Here is a 15845-nt window from a genome sequence, read left to right on the forward strand (position 1 = left end):
ATGGCCTTCCTCTATAAAGCCGACCCGGCGCGCGGCGCGCAGTGGGCGAAACTCTTCGCGCAGAAGGCGCCCGAGCTGCCGTTTCATATCTGGCCCGATCTCGGCGACCCGGCCGCGGTCCGCTATCTCGCCGCCTGGCAGCCGCCGGAAGATCCGACTCGCACCTTTCCTAATCTGGAGGTCGTGTTCTCGGTGGGCGCCGGCATCGATCAGTTCGATCTGTCGGGCGTGCCGGAGCATGTGCCCGTGGTGCGCATGATCGAGCCGGGGATCGTCGAGGGCATGGTCGAATACGTCACGCAGGCCGTGCTGACGATTCATCGCGATCTGTTCGACTACGGTCTTCAGCAACAGCAGCAGGTCTGGCACGAGTTGCCGCTCAAGCCCGCCAGCCAGCGCCGCGTCGGCGTGCTTGGGCTCGGCGTGTTGGGCACGGCCGTGCTGGAAAGGTTGCGCCTGTTCGGCTTCGACTGTGCGGGATGGAGCCGGTCTCTGCGCGAGATCGAAGGCGTGGCGTGTTACGCGGGCGAAGGCGCGCTGGATGCGTTTCTTGCGCGCACCGATATCCTCATCTGCCTGCTGCCGCTCACGCCCGCGACGCGCGGGCTGCTCGACGCGCAATTGTTCGCGAAGCTGCCGCGCGGCGCGTCGCTGATTCAAACGGGACGCGGTCCGCATCTGAATCAGCAGGATCTACTGGCCGCGCTCGAAAGCGGCCAGTTGCGCAACGCCATTCTCGACGTGACCGATCCCGAGCCGCTGCCCGCCGGTCATCCGCTGTGGACGCATCCACGTGTGCGCATCACGCCGCATATCGCCAGCGCGACGCGGCCCGACACCGCCGTCGACGTGGTGCTGGAGAACCTGCGCCGTCATCGCGAAGGCTTGCCGATGCTCGGCCAGGTCGACCGCGTGCAAGGCTATTGAGGGCGGCACCGCATGAAACGCCCGCGCGACGCGGCTTTTCAGCGTCCGCAGCAGAAAATGCCAAGACCGTGCATCAAAACGCGTCGTGCGCGCTTTTCAGGCAATTGTTTAGGTAAGCAGGCGACCGTCGCTGGTCAGTAGTATGGAACCGTCAACAGCCCCTTTCCGCGACGAGAAACCATCATGCCGATTCAATCGCTCATTGAAGCCGACCGCAAGCATCTGATTCACCCGGTCATCAACTACCGCGCGCACGAAGCACGCGGCGTCACCGTTCTCGAATCCGCCAGCGGCGCGTTTCTGCGCGACGCGGCCGGCAACGAACTGCTCGACGCGTTTTCCGGACTCTGGTGCGTGAACGTCGGCTACGGCCAGCAGAGCATTGTCGACGCCGCCACCGCGCAGATGCAGAAGCTGCCCTACGCGACCGGCTATTTTCATTTCGGCTCGGAGCCGGCCATCGAACTCGCGCAGAAGCTCGTCGAGGTGTCGCCCGCTTCGCTACAACACGTGTACTTCACACTCGGCGGCTCGGACGCGGTCGATTCGGCGCTGCGCTTCATCACGCACTATTTCAACTCCACCGGGCGGCCGTCGAAGAAGCACATCATCGCGCTGCAACGCGGCTACCACGGCTCGTCGACGACGGGCGCCGGCCTCACCGCCCTGCCCGCGTTCCACCGCAACTTCGACTTGCCGCTGCCGAACCAGCATCATCTGCCGTCGCCGTACGCGTACCGCAACGATTTCGCCGACGACGCCGCGCTGATCGCCGCCTCGGTGGCCGCGCTGGAAGCGAAGGTGGCCGAGCTCGGCGCCGACAACGTCGCCGCGTTTTTCTGCGAGCCGATTCAGGGCTCGGGCGGCGTGATCGTGCCGCCGGTCGGCTGGCTCAAGGCCATGCGTGAAAGCTGCCGTAAGCTGGGCATTCTGTTCGTCGCCGACGAAGTCATCACCGGTTTCGGCCGCACGGGTCCGCTGTTCGCCTGCCAGGGCGAAAACGTCGAGCCGGATCTGATGACGGTGGCCAAAGGTCTGACTGCGGGCTACGCGCCGATGGGCGCCGTGCTGATGTCGGATGAAATCTATCAGGGCATCGCGGACAGCCACGCCGAAGCAGTGGTCGGCCATGGTCACACGTATTCGGCGCATCCGGTGAGCGCGGCGATCGGCCTCGAAGTGCTGCGCCTGTATCACGAAGGCGGTCTGCTCGCGAACGGCGTGGCGCGCGCGCCGCGTTTCGCGCGCGGTCTCGACGCGCTGCTCGCGCATCCGCTGGTGGGCGACTCGCGCCACCGCGGCCTGCTCGGCGCGCTCGAACTCGTCGCCGACAAAGACAGCAAGGCGGGCTTCGACCCGGCGTTGAAACTGTCCGAACGGATCGCCGCCGCCGCTTATGAAAACCGCCTGATTTTCCGTGCTTTCGGCGACAACATCCTCGGCTTCGCACCGGCGCTCTCGTACACCGAGGCCGAGTTCGACCTGATGTTCGAACGGCTTGAAAAGACGCTCGACGACGTACTCGCACAAGCCGATGTGCGTGCCGCGTTGAAGGTCAAAACTCATGCCATCGCATGCTAGAGTAGAGGGCCATCCCAGTCCCCCACACACCGATCGCCGGAGCGACAACGTTACGATGAGCAGCGACTGCAAGCTAGACCGGATTGACCTGCGCATACTTTCCCAATTGCAGAAGAAAGGCCGCATAACCAACGTCGAGCTTGCCGACGCGGTCGGGCTGTCGCCCAGTCCTTGCCTCATCCGCGTCAAGCGTCTGGAGAAAGCCGGCTACATCATCGGCTACGGCGCGCAGATCCAGCTCGAAAAGCTCGGCGACGTGCAGATCGTTTTCACTGAGGTCACGCTCGCCGATCATCGGCGGGAAGACTTCATCAAGTTCGTGAATGCGATTCGCAACGTCGACGAGATTGTGGAGTGCCATCTGGCGAGCGGCGGCTATGACTACCTGCTGAAGTTCGTCACGCGCAGTGTGAGCCATTATCAGAGCATCGTGGAAGGGCTGCTTGAGCGCGATATCGGCATCGAGAAGTACTTCAGCTACGTGATCATCAAGTCGCCGTTCGTGAAGAGCCATTACCCGCTCGAAACGCTGTTCTCGCAGAATCATCACTAGGCGTCGGCTGGTTTCTGATCGGCCGGATCTTGCCGTCGTTCAGCGTTCAGTATTCAACGTTCAACGGTCGGCAACACCGGCCATGTTCACGCCGGCCGCATCGTCGCCTCGCGCATTCCCTTGCGCGAACTCCTCGCTCAGAAAGTCCACGCAAACCCGCACCTTCGCCGATTGCGCGAGCCGCGCCGGATACACCGCCCACAGATTCGCCGGTTGCGTGACCTCGGGCAGCACCTGCTGCAGGTGCCCGCTTTCGAGAAGCGGCCGCACGTCCCACATGGAACGCAGCACGATGCCGCGTCCGGCCAGCGCCCACTCCACCGCCACTTCGCCGTGATTGGTCGACAACGGTCCCGTGACCTTGATCGACACGGTCTCGCCGCGCACCGTCAAACGCCACAGACCGAACGGATGGTCGCGCTCCTTGATCGCGAGACACGCATGCGAGGACAGCTCGGCAAGCTGGCGCGGCGCGCCATGCCGCGCGATGTAATCGGGCGAAGCGCACAACACGCGATGATTCGACGCAAGCCGCCGCGCGATCAGATGCGGCGCGATCTCGTCGCCGATGCGCACGTCCAGGTCGAAGCCTTCGCCGCCGACATCGACGAGACGGTCGAACAGATCGAGCCGCACGCTCAGTTGCGGATAGCGCTCGGAAAAACGCGCGAGCGCGGGCGCGACGAAGCGCCGCCCAAAGCCGAAGCTGCTGGAAATGCGCAGCTTGCCGCCGGGAATGCGGCGCGTGGTGGAGACGTCTTCCACGAGTTGATCGACGTCGTCGAGAATCTTTTCGGCCCACGTGTAGACGCGCTCACCGGCTTCCGTGATCGCAACCCGGCGCGTGGAACGGTGCAATAAACGCGTGCCGAGCGTAGTCTCGAGCACGTTGATGCGTTTGCTGACGTAGGCCGCGGACACCGACAGCGCCTCCGCCGCCGCGCTGAAACTGGACTTGCGCGCCACTTCGCAGAACACGCGCAAATCGCCGAGATCGGGTGAGGGTATGGCGTTCATGGGTCGATTGCTCACACCTGAGTTTGTACACGAATCGTGCACAGTGGCTTAACTAAAGCGACCATTTTAGTCTCAAACAGCAGGAATAAAATAACGTTGTCGAATCGTTCAGAAGCCCCAACAGACCCAAGCGGAGGAGCACAACATGTCGAAGAAATATCGGATCGCAGTCATTCCCGGCGACGGCATCGGCGTCGAAGTCATGCCGGAAGCCATTCGTGCGCTGGAGGCGGTGAAAACGCGCTTCGGCATTGAGCTGGAGTATCAGCACATTGAATGGGCGAGCTGCGACTACTACGCGAAGCACGGCAAGATGATGCCGGACGACTGGAAAGCGCAACTCCAATCGGCGGACGCGATCCTGTTCGGCGCGGTCGGCTGGCCCGACACGGTGCCCGACCATATTTCCCTGTGGGGGTCGCTGCTGAAGTTCCGCCGCGAATTCGATCAGTACATCAACCTGCGCCCGGCCCGCCTCTTTGCCGGCGTGCCTTCGCCGCTCGCGGGCCGCAGGGCGGGCGACATCGACTTCTGGATCGTGCGTGAAAACACCGAGGGCGAGTACTCGTCGGTGGGCGGCGTGATGTTCGAAGGCACGGAGCGCGAATTCGTGCTGCAGGAATCCGTCTTCACACGGCACGGCAGCGAGCGCGTGCTGAAGTTCGCGTTCGATCTCGCGCAACGGCGCGAGCGCAAGAAGATCACCGTGGCGACCAAGAGCAATGGCATCGCGATCAGCATGCCGTGGTGGGACAAGGTCGCGGCCGGTATCGCAGCGCAGTATCCGGACGTGACGTGGGACAAGCAGCACATCGACATTCTCTGCGCGCGCTTCGTGCTGAGCCCGGATCGCTTTGACGTGGTGGTGGCCACCAATCTGTTCGGCGATATTCTGTCCGACCTCGGCCCCGCCTGTACCGGCACGATCGGTCTCGCGCCGTCGGGCAATCTGAATCCGGACCGCAAGTTTCCTTCACTGTTCGAACCGGTGCACGGCTCGGCGCCGGATATCGCCGGCAAGAACATCGCCAATCCGATCGCGATGATCTGGTCGGCCGCGATGATGCTCGACTTCCTCGGCAATCACGAGGGCAAGGAGCGCGAGGCGCACGACGCGATTCTTGCCGCCATCGAAGCAACGCTGGTGGAAGGCCCGCACACCGGCGACCTCGGCGGCAAGGCGAACACCACCGAAGTCGGCCAGGCGATCGCGGCCAGACTCGCCTGAGTCTTTCGTTCACCACGGGTCTCGAGATCTTCGCCGAGGCCGGTGCCGTGATCGGCTGGTCCAACGGCGAGGCGCTCACCACGCCCTACGACAACTGCATGCTCGTCATGCCTGCGCTGCGGCAACTACGGCCGCGGCGTGACCGTCGTGCGCCTTGGCAAGATCGAGCAGACCGTGACAAACAACCCATCTAGCGGCCAGTGAAACGGGCCGTGCACACTCAAAAGGTAACGTGAAGATGAAGGTACAGCAGCTCAAGCAAAGCGTGAATCTGCAAGATCTCGAAGACTGGGGCAAGGTTGGACTGCCCGGCACGACGCCGATTCAGGTGTCGGGCGTGCAACGCGTTATCAAGGGCAGCGAAGCCGTCGATACCGGCATCTTCGAATGCACCGCCGGCACGTACCGCCGCTCGGTCAAGCAAGCCGAAGTGATGCACTTCGTCGCGGGACGCGGACGCTTCACGCCCGATAACGAAGAAACCATTCACTTTCAAAGCGGCGACACCCTCTTCTTCGAAGCCAATACCGAAGGGCTTTGGGAAGTCGAGGAAACCATGCGCAAGGTGTACGTCATCTTCTGAGCGCCGCGTCGCGCATTCCCACGAGCGCTGCGCCGCGCCGCACAATGCGGCGCCCGTCAGGCCGGCGCTCGTCCCGCATACCAATCCCGCCTTTTCCCGGCGCACCGCGATGCGCCGCGGCCCCGCCGATCTTTCGCCCTGTCCAGCGCTCTCTTCCAATCGATGTGCATCTGCAACAGAGTCGGGTAATCCCGCGTTGACCCTCCGTCGTCGTATTACTTACAGTGCCGACTTGTTCGCATAAAGAATCGCAGTTCTACATACGAACATCTCGCACAAAAGAAATGACGACGACCGCCTCGCAGAAACTGCCGACGCGGTTCAGGCAGGTCGAATTGGAGAACACTTCATGCATCGCAATATCACTATGACCCGGCTCGCCTGTGCGATCGCCGCTCTGGCCAGCGCACCAGTTTTCGCGCAAAGCAGCGTGACGCTGTACGGTATCGTGGACACGGGTATCGGCTATCAAAGCAGCCAGGCGCCCTCGCTCGGTTCGACCTCCGGCGGCAAGTCCAAAGTGAATATGATCAACGGCGTGTGGGCCGGCAGCCGCTTCGGCCTGAAGGGCGCGGAAGATCTCGGCGCCGGCACCAAGGCCATCTTCCAGTTGGAGTCGGGTTTCAATTCCGCCACCGGCGCGCAGCAATTCTCAAACGCGATGTTCGGCCGCCAGGCATGGGTCGGTGTGACGAATCCGACTTACGGCACGTTGCAGGCCGGCCGCCAGTACACCGCGTACTACTCGATGTTGTCGCCGTATAGCCCGACCACGTGGCTCACGGGCTTCTACGGCGCGCACGCGGGCGACGTCGACGCGCTCGATACGATTTACCGCGCGAACAACTCGCTCGTCTATACGTCGCCGAAACTGTACGGCTTCACGTTCAGCGGTTCGTACTCGCTCGGCGGCGTGCCGGGCAACCTGAACCGCGGCTCGACCTGGAGCGGCGCGGTGCAGTACATCCAGGGTCCGGTCGGACTCGCGGTCGGCTTCATGCGCATCAACAACTCGACGCTCGGCGGCGGCGCATACGGCGCGGATTCGACCGTGTCGAACAACGGCGCGCAACCGGGCGTGTCGGCCGTGACCAACGGCTATCAAACGGCGCAGGCGCAGCAGCGCTTTGCCGTGACCGGCGGCTATAACTTCGGCGGCGGCTGGGACGTGTCCGCGGCTTACTCGAATGTGCAGTACATTCCGGGTGTCGGCTCCAGCTTCCGCGATACGGCGATCTTCAACACGGGCGGTGTCGTGCTGCACTGGAAGCCGACCGTTTCGTGGGACTTCGCGACCGGCTATAGCTATACGCGCGCCACCAAGGCGAACGGCATCACGAGTTCGGCGCAGTATCAGCAGGTCAACCTGTCCGAGTACTATTCGTTGTCGAAGCGCACCGGGCTCTATGCATTGCAGGCGTTCCAGCGCACCAACGGCAATACGCTGGGCACTGCGGGCTCGGGCCACATTATCAGCGCGACGGCAACCATCGGCGACGGCTTCCAGAGCGCGCCGTCGTCGTCGCGCAGCCAGTTCGCCGCCGGCGTGGGCATCGTGCACCGCTTCTAAAACGGCGTTCGATCGTATAAAAAGAAAAGGCTCGTTCTCACGAGCCTTTCCGTATTCAGCAGTGAGGAGACCATCATGAACCGCAGCACCGCTGTGAACGTTCAGACCTTTATCAACGAGCATCCGTTTTCGCCGTTCCAATGGCTCGTGTTTTTCATGTGTTTCATCATCGTCCTGCTGGACGGCTTCGACACCGCCGCGATCGGCTTCATCGCGCCTTCGCTGATCGCCGAATGGGGCATCACCCGGCCGGCGCTCGCGCCCGTGTTGAGCGCGGCGCTGTTCGGCCTCGCCTGCGGCGCGCTCGGTTCGGGACCGCTGTCCGACCGGCTCGGGCGACGCTCGCTGCTGCTCGGCTCAGTGCTGCTGTTCGGCGTGGCGTGCCTCGGCTCCGCCTTCTCGACCAGCATCGAACAACTGACGACACTGCGCTTCATCACCGGCGTCGGTCTCGGCGCGGCCATGCCGAACGCCGTCACGATGATGGGCGAATACTGCCCGGACCGCCGCCGGGCAACGGTGATCAACCTGATGTTCTGCGGCTTCCCGCTCGGCGCCGCGTTCGGCGGATTCCTCGCGGCGTGGATGATTCCGCATTTCGGCTGGCGCAGCGTGCTGCTGCTCGGCGGCATCACGCCGCTTCTGCTTCTGATCGTGCTGGCGATCAAGATGCCGGAATCGGTGCGTTACATGGTGGCCAATAACAAGCCGGTCGAACGGATTCGCGCGGCGCTCGCGCGCATTTCGAGCGAAGCTGCGCAAGCGGGCAGTTTCGTCATGACCGAAACCGCGCCGCAAACCGGCGGCAAGGGTATGGCGGTGGTGCTGTCGCGCTCGTACATCATCGGTTCGGTGATGCTGTGGATCGCCTATTTCATGGGCCTCGTGATCTTCTACGCGTCGATCAACTGGATGCCGATTTTGCTGAAGGACGCCGGACTCACGCCGCAGCGCGCGACGCTGATTTCCGCGCTGTTCCCGCTCGGCGGCGTGGGCGCCGTGCTGTGCGGCGTGCTGATGGACCGCTTCAACGCGAACCGCATCATTGCGGCTTGCTATGCGTTGACGGCGGTGAGCGTGTACTTCATCGGCCAGGCGGTGGGCAACGTGGGCGCGCTGGTGTTCATCGTGTTCGTCGCGGGCGTGTTGATGAATACCGCGCAATCGTCGATGCCGGCACTCGCCGCCGCGTTCTACCCGACCGAAGGCCGCGGCACCGGCGTGGCGTGGATGCTCGGCATTGGACGCTTCGGCGGGATTGCCGGCTCGTTCCTCGTGGCCGAACTGACGCGGCGGCACTTTTCGTTCGCGGGCATCTTCGCGATGGTCGCGGTGGCGGGTCTGCTTGCGTGCCTGGCGTTGCTGATCAAGCAGGCGGCGCGGCCGCATGTGGCGAACGTGGGTGCGCCGAAGGCGGAGTCGTTCGGGCATTGAGCGAGTAGAGAGGCGGCGTTGGAAAAATTGATGGGACTTCGAACTGCCTCGTCAGCCGTCATGAAAGGGGATGCCGCTGGCGGTCTGGTCCGCCGGCCCCCACCCCGGAATGTTGAGGTAATAGCGCGTAGAGCGACCGCCGCCAACCTTGCACAGCAGCCCCATGCCCTCGAGTTCAATGAGTTCGCGTGACGCCGTGGCTCGCGAGGTGCTGCCGACGCTCTCGTACTTTCGGGTATTCATGCCCCCATCAAAGCCATTGGGACCGGCATCGAGCAGAAGGTTGACGACTTGCGCTGTCGGGGCGTGAGCACTTTGTCCTCATGGCTCACCCAGAAAATGGCTTTGGCGAGCGCTGCGTCCACTACTCTGGGCGCTTCTTCGCAGGACCGCCACGCCTGAGTCGAATGCGCACTTAATCGACTCAAATCATGAGTCGATTAGCCTTCCACAACACTTGGCGGCCGGTTGCAGTTGATTCCGAGACCGAATCCGGCATGAAGCTGCTGCCCCTGACAGCGAGGCAGTCGCGACTTTCCCGATAAACTACGCGCTTGTTGGCCCGTGCCCATCTAACCACAGGATTCAGGGAATGAAACGCGTAGTCGTATCCGCGCTGCTTGCGGCTTGCCTCGCACAGCCGGCCGTTCAAGCCGTTGCGCAAACCGTCAGCGATCAATGTTTTGCGATCGGCGACATCGCCGGGCAGGTCGCTTCGTGGCGCGCGCACAAAAAGACCAAGGCTCAAGCGCTCGATCAGGCGGCCAAGTACTACAAGGATGCGGCCGACCGGCAAGCGGTCAGTGCCATCATCGAGAAAATCTACAGTCCGGACGCGCCGCGCATGACGCCGGATCAGGCCAGCATGGCCTTCACGTCGGATTGCGCGAACCGTAATGCTCAGACGCCCAGGCAATAGCGCCTGCGGTTGCAAATGCCTCTAGCGTTGCGCAGCGCGTCCTGCTACGTCAGCGCCTTGCCGTGACAATGCGCTGACAACTCTGCTCGTGGCCGGGCCGGTTCTGTCGATCGACCAACAGGTTCAGGCGCCCTTCCACGCGCAAACGTCAACCGAACCATGCCTTTCGCCGGCACCGGATTCCACGGCACCAGTTGACCGGACCGGCTTGCTGCCCCATCACCCAGAAACGGCCGCCGCCGATCGCCCGATAGTGGTCATGGTCGAAGGCGGAAACGTCGGGATGCGCGGTGCGCGCGTAACGTACTTTCTGCTCGTCGAGCAGCGCCATGGATTCAGTGCGTGCGATCGGGCAGCTTTCCCACACAGCGACATCGAGCGCATTGTCCCTGGCGAAGCGGTAGTGATCGAAGGTCGTGAAAAAGCCCATGAAGTTGTGGAGCAGATCCGCCGATGGCGCATGCTCGCGCAACACATCGATCTGCTCGCGATGAAAACTCGCCACCTCGTCCGACATGAAGCGGCGTAAGTCGAGTAGATCAATCGGGTTGGCGTCGGTGGGCGTGAGGTTGTCCGTACTGTTGATATCCCTCGGCCTGCTATGCGAAATGCCTATCTATTTTTTCTGTTTGACCAATTTTTACAGGCGTCTTATGTACGCCTACGAGGTGCCAATCTGATAATGAACGTGAGAATACTGGAGGCGCAAAGGCGAACAACGGCATAGCTAACGGTTCGACACGGGCGTCGTTCTGCATGACAGGCTGCTGCAGTTCAGGTCTCTCGCGGAGTGCGTAACAGGCGGATTCCAGCGGTTTTAAAACAAGAACTTCCGGGGGCCAGCAAATGTCGTGGTCGACTCAACCGCGCACGCCGGACATTACCGGCGACGCACTAACGCAAACCCTATTGAGGTGCGCGTGACCCAGTGGCTAACCCAGACACACACCGTCACGTTCAGCGGTGCCGCGCTTCCCGAAATCGTCGGCGTCTCATACAGGAACAGGCAGTTCACCGAAAAGCGCGCGCCGATGCTGACCGTTCGCCGGGTCAGCGGACGCGAGGCGGTCGGCGAACTGTTCGAATATATCGTCGAGACAGCAGTCGAGAACCCGGACTTTCTGGAAGACCCAGAGAGCGCCGCGCAGATCGATCTGGAGCGCATCGTCGGCACAACAGGCACCGTTGCGATCCAGATCACCGGCATCGGCACCTTCCGCGCGGGCGCGACAGGCGATACCGGGCGCGCGAATGTCGGCGCCGATACCCGCTACATCAGCGGCGAAATCGTTTCGGCGCGGATCAGATGCGTTGAAGACCGCGCGTCGATTTTCGAGTTCGTGCTGCGTCCGTTTGTGTGGCGCGCAACGCTGAACTGCGATTCGCGCATCTTTCATGGTCCGGTGACCAAGGTGCTCGAAGAAGTCCTGCAACCTTATGTGGGCACCGTTGAATGGCGTATCGGCGGAATGTGGCCCGGCAAAGGCTACCCGCCGCGCGACATGATCCGGCAGGCGTGGGAATCAGACTGGGCATTCATATCCCGTTTAATGGAAGAGTTCGGGCTCTGCTACTGGTTCGAGCATCGTGACGACTTTCATTCGCTCGTCATTTCCGACCTGCTGAGCGGCTTCCGTCCGCACGGCGTCGCCTATGAAACACTTCGCTATCATCCGGCCGGCCGGATCGATGAGGAACATATCAGCGAACTGTCGGTGTCGTACACGCTGACGCCGGGCAGCGCCGAAGTCAACGACCACAACTACGCGGAGCCGCGACTTGCAAAAAGTCTCGCACCGAACCGCGAACGCTACGAAGACCTGCGCGGCACGGCGAGCCGGGCCATCGAAATCTACGAACCCGCCGACTTCGCGCAGCCCGAGGCCCGGCGCACGTTTGCCGACGCGAACGACGAGCGGGAGGAAGCCCGGTATCTTGCACGGGTCAAACTCGAAGCGAGACGCTGCCAGGGGCTGCGCGCAACCGGCAGGGGTCATATTCAGGGGCTGCAGCCCGGCCGCACGTTCACGCTGACCGGCTATCCGCAGCAGCGCGCGAACTGTGAATACATCGTTCTGCGCTGCACGCTGGATATCACTGAAGTTGGCACGTCCTCAGGTGACTGGCGTCAGTACTCGGTCAACACGGAATTTGAACTGCAACCGGCGAACGAGTATTTCCGGCTGCCGCAGATCACGCCGAGGCCGCGCGTGGACGGCTATGAATACGCCGTGGTGGTCGCGCCGCAGGACAAGGAAATGTACATCGACTCGCGCAACCGGCTGCGCATCCAGTTCGACTGGGACCGGCAGGCGAAGCTCGACGGCGCGACCTCGATCTGGGTGCGCGTCATGACGCAATGGCAGGGCGGCGAGCTGGGTGTGGTTGCACCCGGTCGCGCGGGTCAGATGGTGCTGGTCGCGCACGTGCACGGTGACCCGGACCGGCCTGTCGTCGCCGGATTCGTGGTGGACAAGTTCAACATGCCGCCGTGGGCACTGCCGGCCAACGCGGCGCTTAGCGGCATGCGCAGTAAGAGTCTTGGGTATGGTCTGCGCTCCAATCATCTCGCGCTGGACGATACGCCCGGCAGGATGCAGGCGCAACTGTCGAGCGACCAGGCTAATTCGCGGTTTGTGGCGGGGTTCAATACGCGCATCGAAGGCAACCGGGGGCGCACCGAGCCGCGCGGCGAAGGGATCGAGATTGCCACCGATGCGCATGCGGTGATGCGGGCGAACCGGGGCTTGCTCGTAACGACCGAGACGCGCGCGGGGGCGACCGCTCCCGTGAAGGATATGGGCGAGACGGTACAGCGGCTCACGCAGGCGCGGCAACAGCATGAAGACCTGTCACTGCTCGCGAAGCAGCACAACGCGCAGACGCCGCAAGCGAGCCAGAGCGATGCGGCCAGCACGATCAGGACACAGAACGGCGCGATCAGGGGCGGCGCCAGGACGCCGGAGAATCCATCGCCGGAGCTGACGCGCCCGGACGTGGTGATGGCGAGTGCGGCAGGCATCGCGACCACGGCCGCAGACAGCACGCATATGGCGAGCGCGAACGATCACGCGGTGACGGCGGGACGGGACGTGAGTGTGTCGTCGGGACGTTCGCTGTTTGCGTCGGTGCGCGGTGCGATCAGCCTGTTTGCCTCGCAGCTCGGCATGAAGCTGATTGCGGCGAAGGGGCGCGTGGACATCCAGGCGCAAAGCGACCAGATGGCGTTGGCGGCGCTGAAGGACGTCACGATCAGCAGCACGGACGGCAGGATCGTGATCACCGCAGCAAAGGAAGTCTGGCTCGGTGCGGGCGGGTCGTATATCCAGATCAACGGCGACGGGATCATCAATGGGTCGCCCGGGCCGATTCTGGAGAAAGGCGCGTCGTGGGACGTGCCGGGGCCGGATTCGAAGCGTGTGTCATTACCCTTCCTTCCACTCAGCGCCTTACCGCAAGCAGCGGAGTATGAATACTCGCAAATTTTCGATATCAGCACGCTTATTCCAGCCGTCAGTATTGGTTCAGCTCTTGAGAGCCAGCCATATCGAATCTATCTTGCAGACGGCACGATCCAGCAGCAAGGCATGCTAACGGACGGCGCAACGGAGGTTGTCCACACTCTTGCATCCACCCAAGTCAAATGCGAGATCGGTACGGGTGACTGGGGAGTTACTGAACATGCTTACGACGACATCGAATTGAACGCCGAGGAAGAAGCGCAATTTCGGTCGGGCGACAACTTTGAAAAGTTGGAGGGAAATGAAATACATGAATAAACAGCATCATAAGGGACATGCGCCGACCCATCACAAAGAGCCTTCAAGTCCCGTTGTCGAAGTGACGATTGTCTTTCGGGACGCCTTGAATCGTGCTATCAAGGGGTTAGCGGTGCGAATTGCGGCAGGAACAGGCGCACCACCGGCCCCCCCATGGACATTCGGACCGGACACGGATCAGCCGCCCGCGTCTGAGGCATCGATGCATGTAGCCGCAGTGGAGAACAGTCTAGACGTCACGACAGACGGAGACGGCTACGCCCTCACGATCCAGAATGCTGCACGCAATCAGCCGCTCGACGTGCTGGTTAAAAATCGCCATGGGCAATATGTCCTCAAGGCCACTGTGACGCCGACGAAAGACGTAACCTCCTATGTGATTAACAGCCCTGAATACCATCTTGAGGCGGTAACGCAACCTACGCCCCAGGATGCGTTCGAGCAGGACTTGACAATTCCGATTGTAAAAGACGGCGAAGTTATGACGGTTGATCGTCTGCTTAACGAGTTCGGGCCTTACGTAGGGTCCACGCAGAAAGTGACCGAGCAGGGAAAGGTAAAAAAAGACTTTCCGGCGAAAAAGAAGGAAGTCCACATTGACCCTGCGACGGGAAAGCAGAAAACTTCGATCACCATCGAGCATCACTATCGCGTGGTTGATACAGGTAAGCCGCGCACAATCGCTATAAATCTGCTCGCCTCCAGATTGAGCTATCCAAAGTCATCGTTGCTCACAGATCAGCACTTTACCTACCTTGCAACCTCGTTCGGTTGTGAAGCAGCAGCTGTCAAAGTACTAAACAAACAGGAGACGGCAGGCAATGGACGATGGTCACCTGATGGTGGTTTTGATCCCAATGGCTTGCCTCGGATTCTTTTTGAACGTCACCATTTTTATGGTTTCACATTACCAACTGCAAATAAAAAAACTGGCAAAAGGACAAAAAATCCATATGTTGCCTTTCCCGACATATGCTTCCCAAAGCCTGGAGCATATGGCCCTTCTGGAATTCACCAATACGAGAAGCTGGTCAAAGCCGCGAAACTTGATCGGGATGCAGCCATTCAATCGTGCTCTTGGGGAGCCTTTCAAATTCTCGGCGAATATTATGACTATTGCAACTGCTCATCGCCTGTTGATATGGCAAACAGATCCATGGAAAGCATTGATGCACAAGTAAAGCTCTTTGAGGCGTTTATGAAAAAAGCGAAGCCTAGCGCGATAGCCGCACTCGCCCATAAAAAATGGGAAGATCTAGCTTTTAGCTTCAATGGATCGCATTGGAAAAAACAAAATCCAAACTATGCCAAAAATCTTGAGGAATTTTACAATGATTTTAAATAAAAAAATCTTATTATATTCCCTCATGGTTTTCTGCAATCTTTGCCACGCGGCCGATGTGGTAATTTTCGACAGCCCGAATCTGATCGCCGTCACGTCAGAAAATTCTTTGCGCGGATATTATGGCGCATTGGAAAAGGGAGCATCCTGCATGTTCTTTTTTACGGCCGATCTGAAAAATTCAAAAAAAACCAGCGACGGACTTTACTCGACGTTTGACGTAGCAACCTACGCGCTAAATAGTGAACAATTTCTTTACGCCAAAAGAGATGTACGGTTCGACACGCCGGGCAAGTTGTATGTTATGGGAGATCAATGGATTATTAAAACTGACGCGGAACCCCCGGGGTGCGGAGGAGCTGTAGGTTTTTTCCACCTCGGTCCCTATGACCACGATGCCACGCGTTACTACGTAAGCAGAAAAATTCCAGCGCTCGGACTTGATATTGTCACAAGGAAAACGTTTTTCCACGACAAGCGCGGCCGTTCGTTTTTAAAAAGAAAAACCTATCTCACCGCAGGTGACGTGGTTGCTGTTCTGAAGCAAGACGGCGTCTACTTTTTTGTTCGGCATACCGATCCTGACTATTTCAACCCGGCGCCTGGGAAAGTCACTGCTGGTTGGGTTCGATCGACAGACCTTAACGACCCTTTTCCGTCCATGGCGAAGCACTAGATGTCTCATTCAATGGTTCCAGCCTGATTAGCGAACTGTCATGTATCGACACAACGCGCTTCCCCGACGCCGGCGTGTGATCGATTCAGTCTACCGGTCCACGTACAGTGGCTTATACAAGCACAGCTGATGGCGATCCTCCCACGCCTTCACGCCGGTGTGAAATGTCGTGGACCCGCACCTGCAAACGAAATGGCGCGAGTAATCGCGCCATTTCGTCATTCAGCCAGCGGCAG

Annotated in this window: 13 protein-coding genes and 2 pseudogenes; 12 read left to right on the top strand and 3 right to left on the bottom strand. The window is 60.8% G+C overall.

What is annotated here, in order from left to right:
- From BPHYT_RS30215 to BPHYT_RS30225, 3 genes are all read left to right on the top strand, one after another.
- A complete protein-coding gene (locus BPHYT_RS30215) occupies positions 1-927 on the top strand; it encodes a 2-hydroxyacid dehydrogenase (protein WP_012427934.1) in 927 nt (308 codons plus the stop codon).
- Positions 928-1110: 183 nt separating this feature from the next.
- Entirely contained in the window at positions 1111-2508 is a 1398-nt protein-coding gene (locus BPHYT_RS30220) for an aspartate aminotransferase family protein (protein ID WP_012427935.1), read from the top strand.
- 55 nt (positions 2509-2563) lie between these two features.
- Positions 2564-3061 carry an Lrp/AsnC family transcriptional regulator gene (locus BPHYT_RS30225; RefSeq protein ID WP_012427936.1) on the top strand — a complete coding sequence of 166 codons (498 nt, stop codon included), beginning with the start codon at positions 2564-2566 and terminating at the stop codon, positions 3059-3061.
- Between the two features lie 60 nt (positions 3062-3121).
- Here BPHYT_RS30225 and BPHYT_RS30230 read toward each other — a convergent pair whose 3' ends face one another.
- Positions 3122-4078 carry a LysR substrate-binding domain-containing protein gene (locus tag BPHYT_RS30230; RefSeq protein WP_012427937.1) on the bottom strand — a complete coding sequence of 319 codons (957 nt, stop codon included), beginning with the start codon at positions 4076-4078 and terminating at the stop codon, positions 3122-3124.
- Positions 4079-4223: 145 nt separating this feature from the next.
- On the opposite strand from BPHYT_RS30230, the gene BPHYT_RS30235 reads away from it, so the two are divergent.
- The 5 genes and pseudogenes from BPHYT_RS30235 to BPHYT_RS30250 all read left to right on the top strand — a co-directional run bounded on the left by BPHYT_RS30235 (position 4224) and on the right by BPHYT_RS30250 (position 8893).
- Positions 4224-5306, top strand: a complete 1083-nt coding sequence (locus tag BPHYT_RS30235) for a tartrate dehydrogenase (protein ID WP_012427938.1) — start codon at positions 4224-4226, stop codon at positions 5304-5306.
- 14 nt (positions 5307-5320) lie between these two features.
- A pseudogene (locus BPHYT_RS39285) lies at positions 5321-5510 on the top strand (succinylglutamate desuccinylase); the annotation flags it as partial.
- Between the two features lie 34 nt (positions 5511-5544).
- A complete protein-coding gene (locus tag BPHYT_RS30240) occupies positions 5545-5889 on the top strand; it encodes a cupin domain-containing protein (RefSeq protein ID WP_012427939.1) in 345 nt (114 codons plus the stop codon).
- 349 nt (positions 5890-6238) lie between these two features.
- Entirely contained in the window at positions 6239-7459 is a 1221-nt protein-coding gene (locus BPHYT_RS30245; protein WP_012427940.1) for a porin, read from the top strand.
- A 75-nt stretch (positions 7460-7534) separates the two neighbouring features.
- Positions 7535-8893 (top strand): MFS transporter, encoded by a 1359-nt coding sequence (locus tag BPHYT_RS30250; RefSeq protein ID WP_012427941.1) that lies wholly within the window; start codon positions 7535-7537, stop codon positions 8891-8893.
- Positions 8894-8944: 51 nt separating this feature from the next.
- On the opposite strand, the gene BPHYT_RS30255 is transcribed toward BPHYT_RS30250, so the two are convergent.
- Positions 8945-9136 carry a hypothetical protein gene (locus BPHYT_RS30255; RefSeq protein WP_041759258.1) on the bottom strand — a complete coding sequence of 64 codons (192 nt, stop codon included), beginning with the start codon at positions 9134-9136 and terminating at the stop codon, positions 8945-8947.
- A 349-nt stretch (positions 9137-9485) separates the two neighbouring features.
- Between BPHYT_RS30255 and BPHYT_RS30260 the strand changes: the two genes are divergently transcribed.
- The gene (locus BPHYT_RS30260) at positions 9486-9812 is read left to right on the top strand and encodes a hypothetical protein (RefSeq protein ID WP_012427942.1); all 327 of its coding nucleotides are present in this window, start codon (positions 9486-9488) and stop codon (positions 9810-9812) included.
- Between the two features lie 134 nt (positions 9813-9946).
- Here BPHYT_RS30260 and BPHYT_RS30265 read toward each other — a convergent pair.
- Positions 9947-10377, bottom strand: a pseudogene (locus BPHYT_RS30265) (beta-galactosidase); the annotation flags it as partial.
- A 355-nt stretch (positions 10378-10732) separates the two neighbouring features.
- On the opposite strand from BPHYT_RS30265, the gene BPHYT_RS30270 reads away from it, so the two are divergent.
- The 3 genes from BPHYT_RS30270 to BPHYT_RS30280 are packed head-to-tail and all read left to right on the top strand — an operon-like array spanning position 10733 to position 15609.
- Positions 10733-13591, top strand: coding sequence for a type VI secretion system Vgr family protein (locus BPHYT_RS30270; RefSeq protein WP_012427943.1), 2859 nt, complete (start codon positions 10733-10735; stop codon positions 13589-13591).
- The gene (locus BPHYT_RS37575) at positions 13575-14936 is read left to right on the top strand and encodes an N-acetylmuramidase family protein (protein ID WP_238535686.1); all 1362 of its coding nucleotides are present in this window, start codon (positions 13575-13577) and stop codon (positions 14934-14936) included. The genes BPHYT_RS30270 and BPHYT_RS37575 overlap by 17 nt, the downstream gene beginning before the upstream one ends.
- Positions 14923-15609 (top strand): hypothetical protein, encoded by a 687-nt coding sequence (locus BPHYT_RS30280; RefSeq protein ID WP_012427945.1) that lies wholly within the window; start codon positions 14923-14925, stop codon positions 15607-15609. The genes BPHYT_RS37575 and BPHYT_RS30280 overlap by 14 nt, the downstream gene beginning before the upstream one ends.
- Positions 15610-15845 lie beyond the last annotated feature (236 nt).

This window comes from Paraburkholderia phytofirmans PsJN (assembly GCF_000020125.1).
GTDB lineage: Bacteria > Pseudomonadota > Gammaproteobacteria > Burkholderiales > Burkholderiaceae > Paraburkholderia > Paraburkholderia phytofirmans.